This is a genomic window from Paenibacillus sp. FSL W7-1279 (assembly GCF_037969845.1).
Classification (GTDB): Bacteria; Bacillota; Bacilli; order Paenibacillales; family Paenibacillaceae; genus Paenibacillus_AQ.
On the sequence record NZ_CP150215.1, the window covers coordinates 6,310,998 to 6,333,633 of the forward strand.

The window sequence follows — 22,636 nt, forward strand, 5'->3', positions numbered from 1 at the left end:
GATGCCCCGGTCAGACGCCCTGGTGTTGAACTTAACCGATTAAACGCTAAGCCAGCGCTTAAACAGGTGTTTGGTGGTATCCTTGTTCATTTCCGCAATCGACGTGGTCAGCGGAATGCCCTTCGGACAAGAACGCACGCAGTTCTGCGAGTTACCGCAGCCCTCGATGCCTCCGTCCTGCATCAGCGCTTCCAGACGCTCTTCCTTGTTCATCTCGCCTGTCGGGTGAGCATTGAACAAGCGAACTTGGGAAATGGCGGCAGGACCGATAAAGTCCGTTTTTTCGTTGACGTTCGGGCAAGCCTCAAGACATACACCGCATGTCATGCATTTGGACAGCTCGTAAGCCCACTGGCGCTTCTTCTCCGCCATTTTAGGTCCAGGGCCAAGGTCGTAGGTGCCATCGATCGGAATCCACGCCTTCACGCGCTTAAGCGCCGTGAACATGCGACTGCGGTCGATTACCAAGTCTCTGACAACCGGGAAAGTCTTCATCGGCTGAATTCGGATCGGCTGTTCCAGCTTATCGATCAGAGCCGCACACGCTTGGCGCGGCTTGCCGTTAATGACCATGGAGCAAGCTCCACACACTTCTTCAAGGCAGTTGGAGTCCCAGCATACAGGTGCGGTCGTTTGGCCCTGCGCATTTTGGGGATTGCGCTGAATTTCCATCAGCGCACTTATAACGTTCATGCCGGGACGGTACGGAATTTCGAATTCCTCAGTATAGGATTTCGTCTCCGGGTTGTCCTGACGTGTAATGATAAACTTAACGCTCTTTGAGGCGGCTCTCGTTTGAGACATCGTAAATCCCCCTTCCTTCTTACTTGTCTTTCGAATAGTCGCGAATACGCGGCGGGATTAAGGAAACATCCACTTCTTCGTATGAAATCTGCGGTCCATCAGGCGTCCAGGTCGCTTTGGTTGTCTTGAGGAATTCTTCATCGTTACGATCAGGGAATTCCGGCTTATAGTGAGCCCCACGGCTTTCGTTCCGGAGAAGCGCACCCAGCGTCATGGCTTCGGACAGCTCCAGCATGTTCCACAGCTGGCGCGTGAACGCCACGCCCTGGTTATTCCAGCGGGAGGTATCCGTCATATTGATATTGCGGTAACGCTGCTTCAATTCCTTGATCTTGCCGATGGTAGCTTCAAGCTTGTCATTGTAGCGAACCACCGTCATGTTGTTGGTCATCCATTCGCCGAGCTCTTTATGGATTACATAAGCATTCTCGGTTCCTTCCATCTTGAGCAGGCCTTCGTATTTGGTCGTTTGCTCTTTCGCAGCGCGATCAAATACTGTGGAGGAAACATCCTCAGCGGACTTCTTCAGGCCTTTGACATATTCAATCGCCTTCGGTCCGGCCACCATACCGCCGTAAATGGCGGAAACCAGGGAGTTCGCTCCCAGACGGTTCGCACCGTGGTATTGATACTCGCATTCTCCGGCTGCGAACAGCCCCGGAATGTTCGTCATTTGGTTGTAATCGACCCACATGCCGCCCATGGAATAATGGACTGCCGGGAAGATCTTCATCGGGATTTTACGCGGATCGTCGCCCATGAATTTCTCATAGATTTCAATGATGCCGCCAAGCTTAACGTCCAGCTCTTTCGGATCTTTATGGGAGAGGTCGAGGTAGACCATGTTCTCGCCATTGATGCCAAGTCCCATATCGACGCAGACGGAGAAGATTTCACGCGTAGCGATGTCGCGCGGCACCAAGTTTCCGTAAGCTGGGTATTTCTCTTCGAGGAAGTACCATGGCTTGCCGTCTTTATAGGTCCAGATTCGTCCGCCTTCACCGCGTGCCGATTCCGACATCAAGCGGAGCTTGTCATCGCCAGGAATGGCTGTCGGGTGAATCTGGATGAACTCGCCGTTGGCATAATGAACGCCTTGCTGATAAACGGCACTGGCCGCTGTTCCCGTGTTGATCACCGAGTTGGTCGTTTTTCCGAAAATAATACCAGGACCACCGCTTGCGAGAATGACAGCTTCAGCTTTGAACGACTTGATCTCCATCGAGCGCAGATCCTGAGCAGCGATACCGCGGCACACGCCTTCGTCGTCGATGATCGCATTCAGGAACTCCCAGTTCTCATACTTGGTCACAAGACCCGCGGTTTCCCAGCGGCGAACCTGCTCATCAAGCGCATAGAGCAGCTGTTGTCCGGTCGTTGCGCCGGCAAACGCAGTCCGGTGACGCTTCGTTCCGCCAAAGCGGCGGAAATCGAGCAGTCCTTCCGGCGTACGATTAAACATAACGCCCATGCGGTCCATCAAGTGAATAATGCCCGGAGCCGCTTCGCACATCGCTTTGACCGGAGGCTGATTCGCAAGGAAGTCGCCGCCGTACACCGTATCGTCAAAATGCTCCCAAGGAGAGTCGCCCTCACCTTTCGTATTCACGGCTCCATTGATGCCGCCTTGCGCACACACGGAGTGAGAGCGTTTAACAGGTACAAGTGAGAATAGATGAACGTGAGCTCCTGCTTCTGCCGCTTTGATGGTTGCCATCAGCCCGGCGAGGCCGCCGCCCACTACAATAATATTAGATGCCATTTTTCGTTCACTCCCCTTAACTTAAGACTGTCTTAACTACATCGATCGCTGCCGTCGCCGCCTGGAATTCGGAGCCGCGGAATGCTGTCATAGCAAGAACAAACAGCACGCTCATCAATACGAACAAGCCCATGCAGATGTAAGTGGATACCTTCTGCGCGCGCGGACCGACGGTAATGCCCCAGCTGACGAGGAACGCCCACAGGCCGTTAGCGAAATGGAAGGTTGCGGAAACAACCCCGATGACGTACAGAGCAAACAGAACCGGATTGTTCATGATGCCGTGCATCGTGGCGCCCAAATCGTCATGCGTGATTTTGCCGATCATGATTTGGAAACGCGTATCGTACATATGCCAGATAACAAAAACGAACGTAATAACGCCGGTGATCCGTTGGATGGTAAAGCGGATGTTCCGTTCATAGTTATAATTGCCCACGTTGTTATTCGCCTGGTAAGCAATGTATAACCCGTAGACGCCGTGATATAGCAGTGGCAGCCAGATCAGGAACAGCTCGAGGAAAAATACCAGCGGCATGCTGTTCAAAAAATGGACCGCGCTTGCGAAGCCTTCCTTTCCACCCTCGAAAGCCTTAAAGTTGGAAATCATATGGCTGAGCAAAAATGCTCCAAGCGGTATGACACCGAGTAAAGAATGCAGCTTTCTGGAATAATACCCTTTCATCAGTTGACGTTCCCCTTTCCAATGTGCAGCGTTTTCATTTTCAATCTTTCCTATTTTCAGAACAATTACACTTACCCTGTCCGTCCTAAAGGAGGTTGTTCAAAAAGCCCGCTTTTGATCACGAAGTGAATCAGGAAGCCACTCGGCATCTAAACCGACCTTTATGAACTAGCGCTAAACCGTTGCAACGACAAAAAGCTGCCGATTTCGGCAATCGTGTGAACAACTTGTGTCATGTTTCATGTTACTCCTTTTTTTCTTATAATGGAATTGCAATATAATTATTAATCGTTATAATCTATACGCATAAGCAATGTTTTGCACGCATGTCTATTTTATATAGGAGGAATTCCATGTTCGAAGAACTGGACATGTTCGCCGTCGTTGTAGAGCAATCCAGCATAAACCAGGCCTCCAAGCTGCTTAACTTGTCCCAGCCAGCCCTGTCCCGGAAAATAGCCAAGCTGGAGGACCAGCTCGGGCTGCAGCTGTTCAACCGCCGGGGCAAACGGCTGGAGCTTACCTCCATCGGACAGATTGTGTACACCTTTGCCCTGGAGCAGCGGCAGCAGCAGATCAAATTCATGCAGACGTTGGCCCATTACCGGGAGGGGGATCAGATCTCGATCAACCTGGGGGCCAGCCTGACCACCCTTCAGACCACCTTGCCCCCGCTCGTTAACGCATTCATGGAGCGTCATCCCGCGGCCGAAATCAAACTGATTACCGGCAAGACCCATGAGATCGTTTCTTATGTAAGAGATAAACGCGTCGATGTCGGCATTGTCGCCTCCTCCATCAACCAGCCCGGATTAAACTGCATCCCGTTGTTTGATGACCATCTGGAGCTTGTCATCCCTTCTTCACATCCGCTGGCGGAGCTCGAGGATGTTGGAATCGAGCAGCTTCAAGGCTTGCCGATGATCATTTTCTCGACTGGAACCTGGTACCGCAAGCTGACGGATGACCTGTTCCACCGCTGGGGCATAATGCCGGATATCCGGATGGAGATCGACTCCTTCGAAGCGATCGTCAGGCTCATCCCGACCTGCAAGGCGGCCGCACTTCTGCCCAAATCCTATCTCAGGCCGCAGCTGTTATCCGATAACGGGCTTGTTGACATTCATATTCCGGCCCTCATTGAAACCCGGCGGACGACTTCACTGATCTACGGCCAAGCCTCGGATTTAAGCAAGGCGGCCAGCCGCTGGATTGACGAAACGGAAATTCTATTCCGTAAGCTGGAGGAGGACAAAATGAAGAAAACCTGACGATATGCATGACCGTCAGGTTTTTTCTTCTGTATTTATTTTTCGAGCATATTCACAACCTCAGACTCAAAGCGATCCACATTATCATTGGAGCCGATAACGACCATAATGTCGCCGGAGTTCACCACATCCATGGCTGTCGGCGCTACGATGATGCCGGATTGTTTATTCAGGGCCACCACGCTGACACCGTAACGAACCCTCGTATTGAGCTCGCTAAGCGTTTTTCCGTCCATGCAGTCCGTGACCGTCATCTCCACAATCAGATAGTCCTTGGATAATTCGATATAGTCAAGCAGATTGGGCGTGACAAGCTGGTGAGCTACCCGGATCCCCATATCCCGTTCCGGAAAGATCACCCGGTCGACGCCCAGCTTCTCCAGCGCCCGGCCGTGCAGCACCGAAATCGCCTTGGCAACGACCATGGCGACACCAAGCTCTTTCAACAAGATGGCGGATAAGATGCTCATCTGAATATCGTTTCCGATCGCAACAATGCCGCAATCGAAGTTACGGATACCGAGCGATTTAAGCACCTCTTCATCGGTAGCATCCGCCACCACCGTGTGTGTCAGCAGCTCGCTCATATCCTCGACAACCTCTTCATTTCGGTCGATGCCGAGCACCTCATATCCCTGTTCCATCAGTTCAAGCGCCAGGCTGGCGCCAAATCGTCCCAAACCGATGATTGCAAATTGCTTTGGTTTCATGTCTCTCCAGTACTCCTTATCCAATAATCATTTTGCCTTCCGGATGACGATATAATTCTTTACCCTTTTTCGGCCCCAGTGCATAAGCAAGCGTCAAAGGCCCCAATCGCCCTGCAAACATCGTAATGCTGATCAAAACCTTCCCGAACACCGTCAGATCGGGCGTTAAGCCCATGGAGAGACCCACCGTACCGAAGGCGGATGTCGTTTCGAATAGAATCTCCAGGAAATCCCCTTCCTCTGTCGTCGACAGAATCATCGATACGGTCAGAACGAGCAGCAGTGCCAGTAATGCAATGGTCAGTGCCTTCAGCACCCGCTCCTGGGCCAGGCGATAACGGAACATGACGATGTCTTCACGCCCGCGCATCATGGCGATGACCGCCCCCACCATAATGGTGAAGGTTGTTGTTTTGATACCACCCCCGGTTGACCCTGGGGATGCTCCGATAAACATCAGAATAACGATAAAAAATTGCGTGGCCTGTCTAAGCCCCGTAATATCTATAGTATTCGCGCCAGCTGTACGCGGCGTTACGGATTGGAATAATGCGCCGAAGAATTTTCCGCCCCAATTCAGGGAGCCGAGCGTTCTCGGATTGGTGAATTCAAAAATAAGAATGACGATAAATCCAACCAGCAGCAAGGTAGCCGTCATGGTGAGCACTACTTTGGAGTGCAAGGAAAGTCTCCGCTGTTTCCGGAAATCAATCAGATCGGATAATACGATAAAACCGATGCCGCCCGAGACGATCAAAAACATCACGACAACGTTGACTACAGGATCATAGACATACCCGGTCAAACTCCGAAAATCGCCAAACAAATCGAAACCGGCGTTGTTAAACATCGTGACTGCATGAAAAACGCCATAATAAATCGCTTGGCCGATCGGCATATCAAACGCCCAGCGGATCGATAGAATCAAGGCACCGCAGGCCTCGATGATCAGGGAGTACAGGAGCACTCTGCGAATCAGCCTTACGATTCCTTCCATCGAGGACTGATTCATCGCTTCCTGCAGAATGAGGCGATCCTTGAGCGATATGCGCCTTTTGAGAGCCAAGGCAAACAAAGTGGCCATCGTCATGAATCCGAGCCCGCCGATCTGAATCAGCAGCATGATCACGATCTCTCCGAAGGAGCTGAATGTCGTTCCTGTATCCACCACAACCAGACCCGTTACGCAAGTTGCCGATGTCGAAGTGAACAAGGCATCGATAAATTCCAGCGGTTCACCTGTACTTGTGGATATCGGCAGCATTAACAGCGCCGTCCCGATGAAAATAATAGCCGCGAAACCAAGCACGAGAATCTGCGGCGGAGACAACCTGAGCCAGTTCAATTTAGAGTTCAATCGGTCACCTTCTTAAAAAAAATCAAGAAAAAAAGACACTGGAAAACGCAGTGCCCTTTACGGTCTGGTTCCTGTGCTGCAGCCTACGAGGTTAGCTGACGGATTCGGGCATTTTCACAGGTCGCCCTATTCATTATTCTGGGAATAATGAAATTCACCCCAATTACATGGTTCCCCCATTTTCAGTACGAAATTCGGCTGGAATATTCGGTTCCTTGAAGCATGATGTGATTATAACGCAATCCGGTACGTAACCCAATGCCGTTTTTCACCCAAAAAATCTTTAAAAGAGCGCGAATTGGGCATATTCAAGAATACAAGCATAGGGTTCTCTAACGTTTTCGAAACCTTTCATTCATTTTCATCGATTTGTTTCATTATTCCGGATATTGGGATAAGCTGCTTATGACTTTCATAACTATGTTATATTGACTCTATGCGTTCTTAATCAGGCATATCGAATACCAGTGGGAGTATCAACTTTCTTAGAGGAGGAATTTCATGAATCGTGCAAGAGAGCCCTTGAAGCTGAAGCCCAAACTGAAGCAGCTCATCGCGCCTGCCGCAGTCGGCCTGATTCTGTTCCTATTATTTCAGGTGTTTCCGTCGACGAATTCGGATTCTACCGAGATGGCATCTCCGAATATCATATCCAAGGAGCAGGCTCGGCAAGCGGCTTCAAGCTTTGCTCAGGAGTTTTTGCAGTTTATGGCTGCAAAAACGGATGACACGCTGGTTACATATCAATCCAAATCGGAACTTTACGGATATCTGGCGAAAGAAAAAAGACTTTCGGAATACAACAAAACCTATGAAGCCAAATATCCCTATGACGTATACCGCGTTCGCTTCAGCGAGCCGGGTGGCGATGCCCTCAATGTGGACGTGCACATGCAAAATTCAGGCATTGTCGGCTTCTCATACGATTACACCCGCTCCAGCTATGACCGGATTGAGCTGAACAAGGGCGATGTGCAAAGACAGATGCTGCTTGTCGTCGAGGACGGCATGTCATTAGCCGAGAAGCAGGCTCTTGCGGAGCCTTGGCTCCAGCGAGCGGGCTATGACCTGTCGCATCTGGAGCTGGTCACGCGGGAAGGGGAACCCCAGCTCCGGTATGTGGATCCGGATTCCAAGATCGGCGACTCCAGATTGGAGCACCGTTTCACCTTCGAGCAGGGAAAATTACGCTCCTATGAGCCATCTTTTTCGGTCCCGGCCGCCCATTCCGCCTATGTCAACAAGCAGACCCAAGATGCCACGCTGCTGACGCTCGCAGGGTATGGCCTGTTCACCCTTATCCTTGGCATTCTTGCGATTGTGTACAGCGTGAAGACCAGAGCCTACACGTCGTTTAAGCGCGGCCTGTTCCTATCGGCGCTGCTGTTTGTCATTCAGATGCTGAATACGTACAATCTGATTCCCGTTTTCAAATCCGAGGGAATGTCGCAAACCGGCATACTCGGGATGATGATTTTCTATGCGGTCTATTCGCTCATCTTCTCCGCACTGCTCTATTTCTCCCTTGTCGGGGGCAGCGGGCTATGGCTCAAAGAAGACGGGCTCAATCCATGGCCGCGCGCCAAAGAACCCGGATACGGTCATTATGTACTGGACAGCATGAAGCTGGGGTATATGTGGGCTTTCATCCTGCTTGGGGTCCAATCCATTATCTTTGTCGTTCTGGGCCTGACCTTGAATACATGGTCCACCACGGATGCCACACAGTCGCCTTACAACATGCTCTATCCTTGGCTCTTTCCGCTGATGGCTTGGCTGGCCGGCATATCCGAGGAGGCCGTCTATCGGCTGTTCGGGATCAAGATGCTGAAAAAGATTGTGCGCAATACGTTCGTGGCCAGTTTGATCACCTCGATCATCTGGGCGCTCGGGCATACACTCTATCCGATATACCCTGTAATTTCCAGGCCCATTGAACTGGTTATCATCGGCTTGCTGTTCAGCTACATCTTTTTGAAATACGGGTATTTGGCGGCCATGTTCTCCCACGTCATCTTTAATAGCATCTTGATGGGCATTAGCCTGATCCTGCTCAAGGATACCAGCAACTTGCTGATGGGTGCGTTCTACATGGTGCTTCCGGCGATGGTCGCCTTTGCGATTTACCGTTTCAATCCAACAAAAAAAGAGAAGCCGTATGTCACGACTCCTCCTCACGAAGTGCATTAAGAATTTCCGTTGCTAATTTCTCACCGATTGAAAGGGGCTTGAAGTCTTCGACTGAAGCCTCTTTTATTTTTTTGACTGAGCCAAAATGCTTTAACAGCAGCTTGCGGCGCTTCTCTCCAATGCCCGGGATGGAATCCAGCTTGGAGGATACCATCGATTTGCCGCGCTGTTCGCGGTGGAAGGAAATCGCAAACCGGTGAACCTCATCCTGAATGCGCTGCAGCAAATAGAACTCCTGGCTGTCCCGGGGAAGCGTAACCGGCTCCGGCGGGTCTCCGACCATGAGCTGCGCGGTTTTATGCTTGGCATCCTTCACAAGCCCGCAGACCGGGATAAACAGCCCCAGCTCATTCTCAAGCACATCGATGGCGGCCGAAATCTGTCCCTTCCCTCCATCGACCACAATCAGATCGGGAAGCGGCAAATTCTCCTTCAAGACGCGCTCGTACCGCCGCCGGATGACTTCACGCATCGTATCATAATCGTCCGGTCCCAGCACGGTACGGATCTTGTACTTCCGGTATTCCTTCTTGTCCGGTTTCCCATTGGTGAATACAACCATGGCCGATACCGGATTGGTCCCCTGAATGTTCGAATTATCAAATGCTTCGATCCGGTTCAGCGACTGGAGGCCGATCACTTCGCCCAGATTCGCCGCGGCAACCGAGGTGCGTTCTTCATCGCGTTCAATCAAGCGGAATTTCTCGTCCAAGGACACCTTCGCATTATCCGATGCCATGCCCACCATCTGCTTCTTCAAGCCGCGCTGCGGCACATGCACCTTCACGCCGAGCCATTCCTGCAGGGCGGCAGCCCCTCCTGCTGCATCCACGATGCCCGCAGCTTCCGCCTGCTCCTCCTGTGCCTGGGCAAGGGCAGCCTGCTGCGCATCCAATGCCCCTGCGGAAAGCGGATTCGCCGAATCCACGGCTTCCTCTGGGCTTCGCACACCTGCATCCGCAGCCGTTCCCGTAACCGACTCCGAATCAGCCTCGTCTATCAACAGAGGCTCAGGCAGCAGAATTTCCTGCGGCAATGCAGGATTATCACTGTAATACTGGGCAATAAAAGACATAAAGTCGCTGTGCGCATCGCCGTAGAACGGAAAAACGGATTTGTTGCGCTGCACCATTTTCCCTTGGCGCATGTACAGAATCTGCACGCACATCCAACCTTTATCCACAGCATAACCGAATACGTCGCGGTCCCGCGTATCCGTCGTCGTAATCTTCTGCTTCTCCATCAGCGTATCAATATGGATGATCTGATCCCGCAGCTCTTTGGCTCGCTCGAAATACAAATCCTCCGCGGCCTCCTGCATCTTGCGCTGCAGCTCCTTCTTGATCTCCTCATGCCCACCGCTCAGAAATGAAGTAATCTCCCCGGTGATCTGCTCATATGCAGACTTTGGAATCTCCTTCACACATGGGGCCAAGCATTGCCCCATATGATAGTACAAGCACACTTCTTTCGGCATGACGCCGCATTTGCGCAAAGGGTACATCCGGTCCAGGAGCTTCTTGGTCTGCTGTGCCGCATAAGCATTGGGGTAGGGGCCAAAATATTTGGCTTTATCTTTAAGCACCCTTCTGGTCACTTCCAGACGGGGATGCTCTTCATTCGTTATTTTAAGATATGGATAGGTTTTATCATCCTTCAGCAGCACGTTGAATCTCGGCTGATGGGTTTTGATCAGGTTGCACTCCAGAATCAACGCTTCCATGTTGCTGCCGGTTACAATGTATTCGAAATCGCGGATTTCCGAAACCAGCATCTGGGTCTTCCCGTTATGGCTTCCGGTAAAATAAGAGCGTACCCGGTTCTTCAGCACTTTGGCCTTGCCCACATAAATAATCGTGCCTTCATGATTCTTCATCAAGTAACAGCCGGGCTGGTCCGGCAGCAATGCCAGCTTGTGTCGAATATTTTCCAGCGCCTTCTCCTGGTCCTGAAGCTGTTTGGCAAAATCGTCCATGCTGTCCCTCCTCTCCAAGGAGATTATATAGTATTAACCATAAATATAAAACACTATGAATAACCACACAAAGCGCCTCCGGTTTTCACCGAAGGCGCTGTATGAAAGCTGATGGCGGTCTAGGACCATGCCTGCTTATTGATGTTTTGCAATGATGCCTTTCAAGGCTTCTTTGGAGTTCAGACCTACCACTTTATCGACAGGCTGGCCGTCTTTAAAGAAAATCATGGTCGGAATGCTCATCACGCCGAAACGTGCTGCGGATTCCGGATTCTCATCCACGTTCACCTTAGCAATTTTTACATCATCGCCGAGTTCTGAAGACAATTCGTCCAGAATCGGAGCAAGCATTTTACAAGGGCCGCACCATGGCGCCCAGAAATCAACTACAACCGTTCCTTGACCTTCAACTTCATTCACGAAGGTTTGGTCGGTAACATTGACGATAGCCATTGTATTCTCCTCCTCACAGGATAAGATCAGGTATAGTGCGAATCATAACTGTCGAATGGGTCGACGAATTTAGTATACCACAATCGGCCGGAAAAAGTGAAATATACTCACCTAAAGAAAGAGGATTTCACGGGTTTTTTATGCAATCTTTACAAATGATTTGCGCATTGGGTATACTACTAGTAACAAGTCGGGTGACTGTCAAGTTTTTCGAGTTGGCACGGCATGTTCACCTTTTGAGGAGGCAAGCACCATGGATGTAAACGTACGCGTTAACGATCCACGGGAGCACATCAATGAAGAACCACGCAATGACTTTGGCGATTTGATGATGGGCTTCGTGGGGATGTTTGGTTTCATGACCATCATCTTTTTCGGATTCGTCATTATCAAGTTCTTGGTCGGCTAATACTTGATGACTCCTTGTGCGTAAATAAAAAGTCTGATCCCTGCCGCGTTCCATACGCTAACGGGATCAGACTTTTTACAATTCATGGGAGGTTTGTCCAAAGGATGCTTGCTTGCAATACTAGAATTTACCTCGCTGGTTCTCCCCGAATAAATGAACGACATCCACAAAAGGCGCAATCCGGTTCATCAAGCGCTGACCTTTGTGAAGCTCCTCGCCATCCTTGCTCGTGAAGCTCAGATGCTGCTCAAGCCCGTCGAGCGGATAGTTCGACGTATAGAAGGTCGGCAGCCGGTTCATCCGGAAATTCAGGATGGAACCGAGGACATGATCCCGAACCCACGGATTCAAATTCTCCGCTCCGATATCGTCAAAGATCAGCAAATCGCAATGCTTCATCGTCTCCACCATTTCCTTCAGCTTCTGACCGTCTTGCATCATGGTCTTCAGATCTTCCACGAAATCAGGCATATACACGATAACGCCCGAATGGCCCACTTTCGCGAGCTCATGCATCAGGTAGCCCATCAGATAGGTCTTGCCCGTACCGAACGAACCGGTGAGATACAAGCCGCGCGGAGACAATCCATTCTCCTTCGTATCCCGGATGTACTTAAACACCTGGTGCACCGCAGGTGCCCGCAAGCGGTCCTTCGCCATAATCTCCATGTTGTCATAACCTTCGTTCAAGGCATGCTCATCGACATAAAAGCTGCGGATCCGTTTTTTGATCTGATCCTCATTGGTTTTCGCAATCTGCAGGGAACACGGCGCCTTCCGCTCATAGATCTCCACGGTTCCGTTCGTCCGCTGGATATCCAGCTTGCTGAAATGTCCCCGGAAATCATTCGGACACCGGTCCAGACCCGGGCATGCCTTGCAGTGGGCCTGATCTCCCGCATATTGGTACAGTCTGCTTAAATTCAAACGAATGACCCGGTCATCGATCTCCGGGTATTCGCTCCGCAATGCTTGAATCAGAGGATTCCTGAGCAAATCTTCCATAATCTGCTCGGTTCTGCGCCGGAGCGCAGGACTTTTCATGCTTTCCAGCAGTTCACCAAGGGACTCCATCTCTAGCTCCCTCCTCTCTTAAGCAGGTTTCTTTATCCGCCCTTCTTGCTGCCGGCCTGCATTTCTGCCGCAAATCGCATCATTTCTTCGAATTCCTCATCCGATACGGCCTCCGCCTGATCGGATTCCAGAGCCACTGGAATTTCCGGCTTCACCTTTCCGCCTTTAGCGTATGTACGCGTACGTTGTGTGGTCGCCTTCTGCTTGCCTTTCATCTTGGCTTGATCGCGTATATACTGAACAGCTTTCTCATAGCTGTTTACCTGCTTCAGCAGCATATTGGAAGCAATGGCCTCCACGAAATTGCGGTTGATGCGCTGCTCGCCGCCTGCGGCCATGAGTGACATTAAATAATGAATGAGTACGTTGATGACTTCACCCGGCAGCTTGTAACTCAGATCAATCTTTTCGAAAATGTCCAGGAACTGTGCTGGAACCGAGCCCGGGAAGAAGGTCTGCAGGAGCCGGGTATAAGGCTCGTTGCGAAGCATCATATTATATTGGTGAATATCGCACTTCGATTGGAACTGAGCCGGAACCTCCACATAGTATTCCATCTCTACCGCATGCTCCTGTGCCGGCTCTTCCGGATCGGCCGTCATCTCCTGCCGCAAAGCAACGACCTTGCCTGCCGTAATCTGCCGCTTCTCCTGCATCTTCATTCCCTGTCTAAAGTGAAGACTGGCTTTGTGCTGAAGATCATCCAGCACGACCTCGCCATGCTCGGTAAATATGCCGTCCTCGTCCAATAGGCGGCACAAATCCTGCGTGCTGAGATCGTATTTCCGCACCACGTAATTCACGATGCCCATCTGCTCATGGTCGTAGCGAAGGCGCTCCACAAAGACTCGATTGCGGGATTCCCGCGGGAAACGGAGAATAATGTCCGCATAGTTCAGACCTTCTCCTTGCGGATTTGGCGGCGCCGTGGACTTCCGTGACACCGCGACCTCTTCCAGCGCTTGTTCCAGTTCATAATCAATGACATGCGTGTTCAGCTCAAAAATATCATAAAAGGGAACCGAAATGTTCTCCTTGTTGAAGGAAATACCGGACCATTCAAGGGGTTCCTTGCTCCAAAGCTCTTCTCTTAACGACAGCACGGCGAATTTCCCCACCTTGTCGCGAAGCAGCAGTGTCAGATGCTGAGTGTTAAAGAACTCCGCTGGACTGAGCGGTGCTTGCAGCTCATATTCATAGATATGGTCATCCGTTTCCGGGACAAACATCCGGCTTGTCTGCAGTAAACCTACCGCTTCCAGCTTCGAGGTTTGCTCAATGAGAAATCGGCGTCCTTTTTCACTAGGCTCAAGCCCTAATGTCAAGAATAATCTTCGCTGCTGTTCAATAGCCGAGTAACCCACCTTCTCCACCGGCACATGCGATACGAGAAGACGGTACAGACTGACAGCAAACGCGCCAACCATCGGTTGATAAATCGAACCAAGCATTTTGTCATCCAGGCCGCTTAAGCAGAAGTCACGGTATACGCAGTAACGGTGGTTCTCGGTAAAATGTAAAAAATTAGTCATGCGCATCGTTTATGCTCCCCCTGTCGCCCAAAAATAGACTTCCTCTATTCTATCATAAATCCGTCGTCTCGAAGTCGGTTCTTTCGCATCAAAAATTCTGGAATTCTTGCGCCCGCCATTTGCATGCTTCCACAAATAATAAATGACGGCCCCCAGGTATTGCAGAGCCGCCATCAACACTACATTCAATTTGCGCAAGCGCGATTAAAACATTCTAAAGCCTTTAATACGCAATTTCTTAATGGTCCATCCGCTCATGTAGGCACCAATCAGACCTGCAACTCCCGTTAAGTAATCCACCAGTTGGAAGGATCCCACGTGAGTCCAGAACGACATTTGGCCCCGATCCCACAAGCTGTATACAACGACCGGCAAAATGACGATCACGAACAGAAAGCAAGGAAACCAGGTCGTCTTCATCAACATATTTAGGATAAAACCGATACCGAACATCATGACAAAAAACAAAATCATCAGCACGAGCACAGGAATAAATTGAAGCATGATCGCTGTTTTCACCTCTTCTTTATCACCTACGCGTAGCAGCTATTCTACTCTATTGCAGCAAGAAACAGCACACCAAGCTTTAGCTAATAGCTAGTTTACTAAAAATAATGTCACAGATCAACGAACAATCGTGAATACATTGTGTCGGCGTTTGCCCTTCCGACTGCGCTTACAGTACAATATAGGAAGTTAATGCAAGCGGCCATCCGCTTCAATTATAACGAACATAACGTTTAGGAGTGATCACATGAACGAAGCTGCAATGACGCTTGAGGGCTGGTATGCGCTGCACGATTTCCGCACCATCAATTGGCCGGCCTGGAAAGCTGCAGATGAAGAAGTACGTGCTTTTGCGCTGGACGAGCTGAATGCATTCCGCGAGGAATGGGATGCCGTCGAAGCTGCCCAAAAAGGCAGTACCGCTGTATATACCATCGTCGGTCAGAAAGCCGATTTTGTATTCATGCTTTTGCGCGAGACGCTGGAAGAGCTGAACGCGATCGAGAACGCCTTTAACAAAACAACGTTCGCCCAGTTCACCACCAAGGCTTATTCTTATGTAAGCATTGTCGAGCTGAGCAACTACCTGGCCGGCTCCTCCGATGAGGATCCGATGCAGAATCCGCATGTCATTGCCCGTCTGAAGCCGGCCCTGCCAAAATCGAAGCATATCTGCTTCTATCCGATGAACAAAAAGCGGGATTTGTCGGACAACTGGTACATGCTCAGCATGGACGAGCGCAAATCCATGATGAAGAGCCACGGGATGATTGGCCGCGGTTATGCCGGCAAGGTCAAACAGATCATCACCGGTTCCGTTGGATTCGACGATTGGGAATGGGGCGTAACCTTGTTCAGCGACGACGCGCTTCAGTTCAAGAAGCTCGTGTACGAAATGAGATTTGACGAAGTAAGTGCGCGTTTCGGCGAGTTTGGCCCGTTCTATGTCGGCAACCTGCTCGATCAGGCTTCATTTACAGATTTAATGAAGGTATAATTCCTTCTGCACATAAACCAGCATGTACAAAATATCCCCACAAAGTGGAGCCTATGCTACGATGTTTATTCCAAATACTTTGCGGGGACCCCAAAAAACTTATAATGTCAAAAAAGGGATGCTCTCAACACGAGAGCATCCCTTCTTCTATTCCTCACCGTCGTCCTCATCTTGCTCTTGCTTGCGCAAGGTTTCAAGATATTCAGCCGTCGCCCGATCCCGGGCACGTCCCTTATCCTTGAGCCGCTCAATAGCAGGAAGTATGAGAATGTCGACCTCCTGCTGAATGGTGTAAGCCAGATCGTACCGCTCCTGCGACTCCAGATAGGAGCCGACCTCCATCAGGGCGTTATAACGATCAAGCTCATCTCTGGTGAGCAGCCCCCGTACTTGAACGCTGCAGTGTCTCATTATAGAAACCTGCCTTTTTTCAGGACGAGCGGAATCCCTCCAATAATGAAGAGGTAGCGCAGATCCACCAACTTTTTCAGCTGGGCCGCTTTCCATCCCTGATATTTCTTATCCCCGACAACCGCAATGCCTTCGCCCCGTCCAAGAGAAGCTACCGTGCCTTTGTTATGGAACTCGAATTTACGCATCGACTTGTCCCGAATTGCCGCAACGATATTTTGGGCACAGCACACGCCTTGCTGCATCGCCATTTGGGCGGTCGGCGGATAAGGTCTGCCTTCCTCATTAAAAATCAGGGAGTTATCGCCGATAATATAAATGTTCTCGTATCCGGGAGCACGCAAGTATTCATCAACCTTGACGCGGCCTCGCATCGTTTCGAAACCGGCTGCTTCCACCAGACGGTTCCCGCGAATGCCGCCGGTCCATACCACCGTTGCCGCCCGGATCTCTTCGCCATTGTTCAGAACGACTCCACCTGGCAGGCATTCCTTAATCGCAATGCCCATCTTGAAGGTAACGCCTTTCTTCTCTAGAACGTTCATGGCGTACTCCACCAGTTCCGGTGCAAACCCCGGTAACGCGGCAGGCGCGGCTTCGACATTATAGATGTTCACCAGCGTCGGATCGACATCATATTCCTTGCACAGTCTCGGAATGCGGTCCGCCAGCTCGGCTACAAACTCGATGCCGCTGAATCCGGCTCCGCCAACCACAAAGTTAATGCGCTCCTGCGGTCTGCGCTCATTTTTATATAAAGCAAACTGATACTCAATATGCTCACGTATCAATCGTACCGAGTTAATGCTTCGGATCGTCATCGCATGCTCTGCGAGTCCTGGAATCCCGAAGGTTTCCGGCTCTCCGCCGAGTCCAATGACAAGATAGTCATAGGATAATGTTCCATCTTCAAGAATAACCTTCTTATCGTGAAGGCGGATTTCCTGAACCGAGGATTTGACCAGGTCGATTTTGAATTCGTCGATCAACTTGGAAATGGATACCCGGGTATTCTCAATGCTGTCTGTTCCTGCTGCCGGCATATGCAAATGCGTTGTAATATAATGATAATCATGGCGATTCACCAATGTAACATCGGCCTCATTATAATTCAGCTCTTTTTGCAGCCGCTGCGCTGTCAATATGCCTCCGTAACCCGCGCCAAGGATTACGATCTTCGGTATGCTGCTCATTCTATTGCTCCTTCCAGCTTACTCTTTATATATACAGTATGGTGCACATGTTAACATTCTGTGAAATTGCATCCAAAAAAAGAGAAGAGCCCTAATCAGAGCCCGTTTCAACATTTGACCTGATGGTTCATTAAGGTTCAAAAACAGCTGTAACATTAAGGTTTCCTTACTTCGGCTACAGTTGACAATATATAGGACTACCCTGTAATGAACGCAAGTTATCACGTTAATCATATGCATAAACTATGCAAATATCAAGAAATTTTTTGCCATATAATGTGCAAATCATTCCGCCATTTATCCCCTTACTTACTAAGTAAGCGCATCCATTCCAATGTTAGGTATTTTAACTCATTTCTCGTCTTTTCATGCCGCTTCGGGACGATTATAATAGGTAAGGAATTCGTGAATCAGCTTTATCCGGACAAGAACGTCTGTCTGATTCGAATATAAACTCATTTTATGGAGGTGCTTACCGCATGACAACGATGCCACAAGACAGCAATATGACGGATCTTTTGATTATCGGTGGCGGACCTGCAGGTATGTTTGCTGCTTTTTACGGCGGAATGCGCCAAGCTTCGGTTAAACTTATCGAGAGCATGCCTCAGCTTGGAGGCCAATTGGCTGCGCTGTATCCTGAGAAATATATTTATGACGTAGCAGGCTTCCCGAAAGTAACCGCTCAAGAGCTTGTGAACAATCTGTCCGCCCAAATGGAGCTCTTTAAAACGGACATTCGTCTTGAAGAGAAAGTACAAGCTGTGGAAAAACTCGAAGAACGTCATTTTGTCGTAAAAACGAATTTGGGTGAACACCACGCCAAAGCTGTTATCATTACAGCCGGTGTAGGAGCGTTCCAACCCCGTCGACTGGAGATTGAAGGGGCAGAAGCATACGAAAAGACCAACCTTCATTATTTCGTCAACGACCTCAGCCGCTTCAAAGGCAAGAAGGTTCTCATCAGCGGCGGCGGCGACTCCGCGGTAGACTGGGCGCTCATGATCGAGCCCATCGCCGAGCAGGTTACACTGGTTCACCGCCGTGACAAATTCCGTGCCCATGAGCATAGTGTGGAGCAGCTCATGGCATCGAAGGTGAACATCATTACACCAACCGAGATCACCGAATTGCATGGTGAAGATACGATTACGAAGGTTACGCTTTCACATATTAAGACCAAAGAGACGCAAGAGATTGAAGTGGACGATGTCATTGTCAATTTCGGATTTGTGTCCTCGCTCGGTCCGATCTCCGAGTGGGGCATCGCCATTGAAAGCAACTCCATTGTGGTGGATTCCCGTATGGAAACAAGTATCCCGGGTATTTTTGCAGCCGGCGATATTACCACCTATCCGGGCAAGGTCAAACTGATCGCTGTTGGATTTGGTGAAGCACCTACCGCCGTGAACAATGCCAAGGTTTACTTCGATCCTGAGGCCAGATTGGCACCGGGCCACAGCAGTAACATGAAATTGTAAGGGCAGCTAGAATTTTCAACTTCATCTACATCCATATTCATAGAAAAAAAGGTATCTTCGTTCCGAAAGGGGTTACACCCGCCCCGGAACCGAAGATACCTTTTCTATTCTTCAAACCATATGTAGAACTTGGTTGAAAGCTCCCACATTATATACGTATCATGTCGTAAGTTATCTATTCTATATACGAAAAATCTGATTAATGCAGGATGCTGCCGGAATCGGTGTCCAAGTTCCGTTTATGAATTTCGGCTAGCAGTAGAGTGATGAACTCTCGTTCCAACTTCAACTCAACAGCCATATGATAGGAATCGAGAAGCATCTCATCCGTCAACATAGCCATCCCTCTCACACCCCTTCCTCAAATTTCCTGAATCTATCATATCAGACATGCTAAAACGGAACAACTGTTCGCTTATCCACAACCTCTTGTGGAAATCCTGTGTATAATTTGTTGGTAAGTGTAAAAAACAGGGTCATATCAAAGTGGATTATGGGGATAAATGTTATACACAGGATATAGGGAAATTCTACTATAAAAAAAATTGATCAATTATAATATCGGTAGATTGTGGTTATTTTTTTATTACCCTATTAAAAAATCATATAAACGTCTCCATTTGGGAATATTAAACAAAAAATTCAGCTTGGTCTTGTATTAACCTCCAAAATCCAAATCTTACCCTCGTTGTCTAGTCCGTAATCAAACCCCAGCTCTCCGATTCCTGGAAAGCGGGATTCCAGTATCGTTATGCACTGTCTGGTTAATTGGCGCATTTCATTGCGCTTTTCCCTCGCATTAATGTGGGGCAGTGACAGCCGGAGTGCAGGACCACAACGAAGCAGCGTCCCCCCTTTACATATATTCGTCACAAAAAGCCCTGGGCTCGCGAGCCGCCCAAGCATGGCCCGGAATTCCCATCTCCCTCGATCCTTGACTACCTTTACACGGTAATCCAGCGGACGTCCCTGAATTCTAGCCAAATGAATGCCCTGCTGTATCATGTAGCGCCGTCTCAGCCTCATCCTGCTCAGTACGTATAACAGGGAATTCAATGTATCTACATGAACAGTACGCCTCTTATGGGTTACCAAGTATCCCGTTCCGTCTTTCTGTATTCGGATGACTCCGTTACCACCGGTTCCTATAATCGGCTTAATCACGACCATTTCGTGTTCGGCCAGCATTGAGACCAGGGTATCCCCTCCATACGACTGGGTAGCCGGAATGTAGGGAGCAACCTGCGGATCGGTCAGCAGCGCTTCCGTCTTCAACCACTTGCTGGCCAGTTGTCTTCCCGCCATGCTGCTTTCGCCTCCTTTTATTCATGACATACGTTATCCTATTCCCCTATCCGCGCTTTGTCTTGGATGATTGTCCGTGATGGTATGCCTAATAATCGAGGTTCTTGCTGCCCCACGGGAGCCTCCCTTTGCAAATGCTGTGATCTATCGTATAGTAAGAACAGAACTTTGTCCGTATTAAATCCATCACCTTGGATACCTATAAAGGAGGCTTTGTCACCTTGGCAGCGTTATTTGAAATATTGTACTGGATTGCCATTGTCGGCATGTCGGTTGCCCTAGCAGCCATCACCGTTCTTATCTTTGTCATGGGCTTCAAGTTCATCAAGGATAAGCGCAGAGGGCTCGGAGCGGGCTGCATCGTATTTTCGCTTGTGGCTGCCGGCATGATCGTGCTGATGCTGAACGATACCTTCTTCTTCCCGGTCTGAATAGGAAGAACCCCCAAAAAAGCAGCCTCTCCTTATCGCGGAGTTGGCTGCTTTTTTGGGGTTCATATGGCTACGCGGATGTTCCCGATAACGCAATAAAGACCTCTCCGACAAGATTGTCGGGAGAGGTCTTTAACTGTTGGGACTTAGGCTTTAGCCCTCTAGAGAGTCCTTATTAGCAAGGCTCCTCGTTCGGTTTGCCCGCATCCGTTGCCGTACGGAATGACGAACCGCAGCCGCAAGTGACGGTGGCGTTCGGGTTGTGGATGGTGAAGCCGCCGGTCATGCCGGATTCCTCGAAGTCGATTTCCAGACCGTTCAGGTACTTCAGATCGTCCTTCTCGACAACGACTTTCATATCCTGCAGGTCCATGTATACGTCAGCTTCCGTTTCTTGATCGTCAAAGCCCATTGCATATGAAAAACCACTGCAGCCGCCGGCAGTGACACCCAGTCGAAGGAACATATTGGGCGTTTCCTGTTCAGCAAGCATTTCTTTCAAACGTTCTGCAGCTGAGTCGCTGATTGTAATCATAGGTCACCCTCCTTTTCGTTCACTCTTTCAGTATACTCCTCTTCGCGAATTCGCTCAAGGTTGTTATGATGGCGTTTGATATGTAATGAATAACCTATTTTCATTTCCTCTATTTGTGTTGCTACCCCGAGGGGTCAGGTTTATAATAGGGAAGGAACATGGGCGGCAACTGTTGGATATTTGTCACATCCCCCGGCTAAAAAGCGGCAAAGGTTATGGCTGGTCCACAGTTGTATATTTTTTCACAAACTCACTTATTTATTCAGCCCATTATTGATGTTTGTTGTTATACCACTATAAACGGACCGTTCCCTTAGGGGAGTGATTCACTTTATGATCGCTTTTTCTGCTGGATCTTCTATGCAGGTCAAGTGTGAACAGGAGGATTGAACATGTCCACAATTGTGACACCATTTACCGATCAGAGAATGGCGGAGATCGTTGCGAAAGTCCAAAACGGCGAACGCCTGAATCTTGAAGACGGTGTGTATTTGTACCAAACCGATGACCTGCTGACCCTCGGGCAGCTGGCTAATGAAGCAAATTTGCGCAAGAACGGGAAAAAAGTTTACTTCATTGAGAATATGAGTCTCTATTTCACGAATGTATGCGAATCCCACTGCGCTTTTTGCAATTTCCGGAAAGATCAAGGCGAGGAAGGCTCCTACACCCTCTCCGGCGCTGAGATGATCGAGTATGTCGAGCAGCATATTCATCCCGGGATTCGTGAATTTCACATCGTTGGCGGACATAATAACCATGTGCCGTTCCAGTACTATGTAGACTCCCTGAAGGCATTGAGCGAGCGTTTCCCGGAAGTAACCCTGAAAGCCTATACCGCGGCGGAGATTGAATTCTTCACTCGCATTAGCGGACTCAGCACGAAGGAAGTACTTCAAGAACTGCAGAAAGCTGGTCTTCAGTCTTTAACGGGCGGCGGCGCCGAAATTCTGTCTGACCAATACCGTCAGAAGATGAAGGTGGATAAAGCCAACGTAGATCAATACCTCGACGTTCACCGTACCGCACATAAGCTTGGCATGAAGACGCATACGACCATGCTCTACGGATCGATCGAGAGCCATGAGGACCGGATCCGCCATATGCTGCAAATTCGGGATCTTCAAGATGAAACCGGTGGATTCATGGTATTCATTCCGCTGTCCATGCAGCCGAAGAATAAGAATGCAGGCATCATGCGCCGCAATTCGGCCTACGAGGATTTGAAGACCATTGCCATCAGCCGTCTGATGCTCGATAATATCGACCACATCAAAGCGTACTTCATTAATATCGGACCGCAATTGACTCAAGTTGCTCTCAGCTTCGGCGCTTCCGATGTCCATGGTACGATCCTGAAAGAACGCATCAGCCATGCTGCAGGAGCCTTGACCCCGGAAGGGCTGACACGCAAAGAGCTCGTCTGGCTCATCCAAGGCGCTGGCCGGATTCCGGTTGAACGCGATACCTTCTACAACGAGATCAAGGTTTACGAATAAGTCTTACCAGCAGGATTTAAGCAAACGAGAGACGTTCCAAAAAACGGAAAACAGG

22 protein-coding genes and 1 riboswitch are annotated in these 22,636 nt (G+C 49.7%); of the genes, 7 read left to right on the forward strand and 15 right to left on the reverse strand.

Translation table 11 applies throughout. The features are described from left to right. Window positions 1-39: 39 nt before the first annotated feature. Genes sdhB through MKY82_RS28590 form a run of 3 tightly spaced genes read right to left on the reverse strand, consistent with a single transcriptional unit; the run spans window position 40 to window position 3,251 of the window. Window positions 40-804, reverse strand: coding sequence for a succinate dehydrogenase iron-sulfur subunit (sdhB, locus tag MKY82_RS28580; RefSeq protein ID WP_339294882.1), 765 nt, complete (start codon window positions 802-804; stop codon window positions 40-42). Between the two features lie 19 nt (window positions 805-823). Next, window positions 824-2,566 (reverse strand): succinate dehydrogenase flavoprotein subunit, encoded by a 1,743-nt coding sequence (gene sdhA / locus MKY82_RS28585; RefSeq protein ID WP_071222414.1) that lies wholly within the window; start codon window positions 2,564-2,566, stop codon window positions 824-826. 16 nt (window positions 2,567-2,582) lie between these two features. Beyond that, window positions 2,583-3,251, reverse strand: a complete 669-nt coding sequence (locus MKY82_RS28590) for a succinate dehydrogenase cytochrome b558 subunit (protein WP_071222413.1) — start codon at window positions 3,249-3,251, stop codon at window positions 2,583-2,585. Between the two features lie 353 nt (window positions 3,252-3,604). Here MKY82_RS28590 and MKY82_RS28595 point away from each other — a divergent pair, with 353 nt between their 5' ends. Next, complete coding sequence (locus MKY82_RS28595; protein WP_194544531.1) at window positions 3,605-4,522, forward strand: LysR family transcriptional regulator; 918 nt, start codon at window positions 3,605-3,607, stop codon at window positions 4,520-4,522. Between the two features lie 35 nt (window positions 4,523-4,557). Here the strand turns inward: MKY82_RS28595 and MKY82_RS28600 are convergent, their stop codons facing one another. Then, the gene (locus MKY82_RS28600) at window positions 4,558-5,232 is read right to left on the reverse strand and encodes a TrkA family potassium uptake protein (RefSeq protein ID WP_009592874.1); all 675 of its coding nucleotides are present in this window, start codon (window positions 5,230-5,232) and stop codon (window positions 4,558-4,560) included. Between the two features lie 16 nt (window positions 5,233-5,248). Continuing rightward, entirely contained in the window at window positions 5,249-6,589 is a 1,341-nt protein-coding gene (locus tag MKY82_RS28605) for a TrkH family potassium uptake protein (protein ID WP_071222411.1), read from the reverse strand. 65 nt (window positions 6,590-6,654) lie between these two features. After that, window positions 6,655-6,799, reverse strand: a riboswitch (cyclic di-AMP (ydaO/yuaA leader). Window positions 6,800-7,090: 291 nt separating this feature from the next. Between MKY82_RS28605 and MKY82_RS28610 the strand changes: the two genes are divergently transcribed. Beyond that, window positions 7,091-8,779 carry a type II CAAX endopeptidase family protein gene (locus MKY82_RS28610; RefSeq protein ID WP_339294883.1) on the forward strand — a complete coding sequence of 563 codons (1,689 nt, stop codon included), beginning with the start codon at window positions 7,091-7,093 and terminating at the stop codon, window positions 8,777-8,779. Here MKY82_RS28610 and uvrC read toward each other — a convergent pair. Next, on the reverse strand, window positions 8,751-10,754 hold the full coding sequence (uvrC, locus tag MKY82_RS28615) for an excinuclease ABC subunit UvrC (protein WP_339294884.1): 2,004 nt from the start codon (window positions 10,752-10,754) through the stop codon (window positions 8,751-8,753). The two genes, MKY82_RS28610 and uvrC, sit on opposite strands and share 29 nt — an antisense overlap. 135 nt (window positions 10,755-10,889) lie before the next feature. Further along, complete coding sequence (gene trxA / locus MKY82_RS28620; RefSeq protein WP_009592891.1) at window positions 10,890-11,207, reverse strand: thioredoxin; 318 nt, start codon at window positions 11,205-11,207, stop codon at window positions 10,890-10,892. Window positions 11,208-11,460: 253 nt separating this feature from the next. Here trxA and MKY82_RS28625 point away from each other — a divergent pair, with 253 nt between their 5' ends. Beyond that, entirely contained in the window at window positions 11,461-11,616 is a 156-nt protein-coding gene (locus MKY82_RS28625; RefSeq protein WP_006212594.1) for a hypothetical protein, read from the forward strand. A 120-nt stretch (window positions 11,617-11,736) separates the two neighbouring features. Here the strand turns inward: MKY82_RS28625 and dnaI are convergent, their stop codons facing one another. The 3 genes from dnaI to MKY82_RS28640 all read right to left on the reverse strand — a co-directional run bounded on the left by dnaI (window position 11,737) and on the right by MKY82_RS28640 (window position 14,726). Beyond that, window positions 11,737-12,690 (reverse strand): primosomal protein DnaI, encoded by a 954-nt coding sequence (dnaI, locus tag MKY82_RS28630; protein ID WP_339294885.1) that lies wholly within the window; start codon window positions 12,688-12,690, stop codon window positions 11,737-11,739. A gap of 32 nt (window positions 12,691-12,722) precedes the next feature. After that, window positions 12,723-14,228: a helicase DnaB gene (locus MKY82_RS28635; protein ID WP_339294886.1), complete on the reverse strand. Its 1,506-nt coding sequence runs from the start codon at window positions 14,226-14,228 to the stop codon at window positions 12,723-12,725. A gap of 198 nt (window positions 14,229-14,426) precedes the next feature. Further along, window positions 14,427-14,726 (reverse strand): YuiB family protein, encoded by a 300-nt coding sequence (locus MKY82_RS28640; RefSeq protein ID WP_339296727.1) that lies wholly within the window; start codon window positions 14,724-14,726, stop codon window positions 14,427-14,429. Window positions 14,727-14,976: 250 nt separating this feature from the next. Here MKY82_RS28640 and hemQ point away from each other — a divergent pair, with 250 nt between their 5' ends. Continuing rightward, window positions 14,977-15,726 (forward strand): hydrogen peroxide-dependent heme synthase, encoded by a 750-nt coding sequence (gene hemQ, locus MKY82_RS28645; RefSeq protein WP_071222406.1) that lies wholly within the window; start codon window positions 14,977-14,979, stop codon window positions 15,724-15,726. A gap of 147 nt (window positions 15,727-15,873) precedes the next feature. Here the strand turns inward: hemQ and MKY82_RS28650 are convergent, their stop codons facing one another. Together MKY82_RS28650 and MKY82_RS28655 are read right to left on the reverse strand one after the other, a co-directional pair. Further along, window positions 15,874-16,137, reverse strand: coding sequence for a hypothetical protein (locus MKY82_RS28650; RefSeq protein ID WP_071222405.1), 264 nt, complete (start codon window positions 16,135-16,137; stop codon window positions 15,874-15,876). Further along, a complete protein-coding gene (locus MKY82_RS28655; RefSeq protein WP_076324836.1) occupies window positions 16,137-17,330 on the reverse strand; it encodes an NAD(P)/FAD-dependent oxidoreductase in 1,194 nt (397 codons plus the stop codon). Before MKY82_RS28655 ends, MKY82_RS28650 begins: the two co-directional genes overlap by 1 nt. Window positions 17,331-17,809: 479 nt before the next feature. On the opposite strand from MKY82_RS28655, the gene MKY82_RS28660 reads away from it, so the two are divergent. After that, window positions 17,810-18,811 (forward strand): NAD(P)/FAD-dependent oxidoreductase, encoded by a 1,002-nt coding sequence (locus MKY82_RS28660; protein ID WP_071222403.1) that lies wholly within the window; start codon window positions 17,810-17,812, stop codon window positions 18,809-18,811. Window positions 18,812-19,010: 199 nt separating this feature from the next. Here the strand turns inward: MKY82_RS28660 and sda are convergent, their stop codons facing one another. Then, complete coding sequence (sda, locus tag MKY82_RS28665) at window positions 19,011-19,154, reverse strand: sporulation histidine kinase inhibitor Sda (RefSeq protein ID WP_006212600.1); 144 nt, start codon at window positions 19,152-19,154, stop codon at window positions 19,011-19,013. Between the two features lie 299 nt (window positions 19,155-19,453). After that, complete coding sequence (locus MKY82_RS28670; RefSeq protein WP_194544537.1) at window positions 19,454-20,116, reverse strand: YheC/YheD family protein; 663 nt, start codon at window positions 20,114-20,116, stop codon at window positions 19,454-19,456. 221 nt (window positions 20,117-20,337) lie between these two features. Between MKY82_RS28670 and MKY82_RS28675 the strand changes: the two genes are divergently transcribed. After that, the gene (locus tag MKY82_RS28675) at window positions 20,338-20,547 is read left to right on the forward strand and encodes a hypothetical protein (RefSeq protein WP_071222401.1); all 210 of its coding nucleotides are present in this window, start codon (window positions 20,338-20,340) and stop codon (window positions 20,545-20,547) included. Between the two features lie 175 nt (window positions 20,548-20,722). Here the strand turns inward: MKY82_RS28675 and MKY82_RS28680 are convergent, their stop codons facing one another. Further along, a complete protein-coding gene (locus MKY82_RS28680; protein ID WP_071222399.1) occupies window positions 20,723-21,082 on the reverse strand; it encodes an iron-sulfur cluster assembly accessory protein in 360 nt (119 codons plus the stop codon). Between the two features lie 392 nt (window positions 21,083-21,474). On the opposite strand from MKY82_RS28680, the gene mqnE reads away from it, so the two are divergent. Next, on the forward strand, window positions 21,475-22,581 hold the full coding sequence (mqnE, locus tag MKY82_RS28685; protein WP_113060088.1) for an aminofutalosine synthase MqnE: 1,107 nt from the start codon (window positions 21,475-21,477) through the stop codon (window positions 22,579-22,581). Window positions 22,582-22,636: the final 55 nt, after the last annotated feature.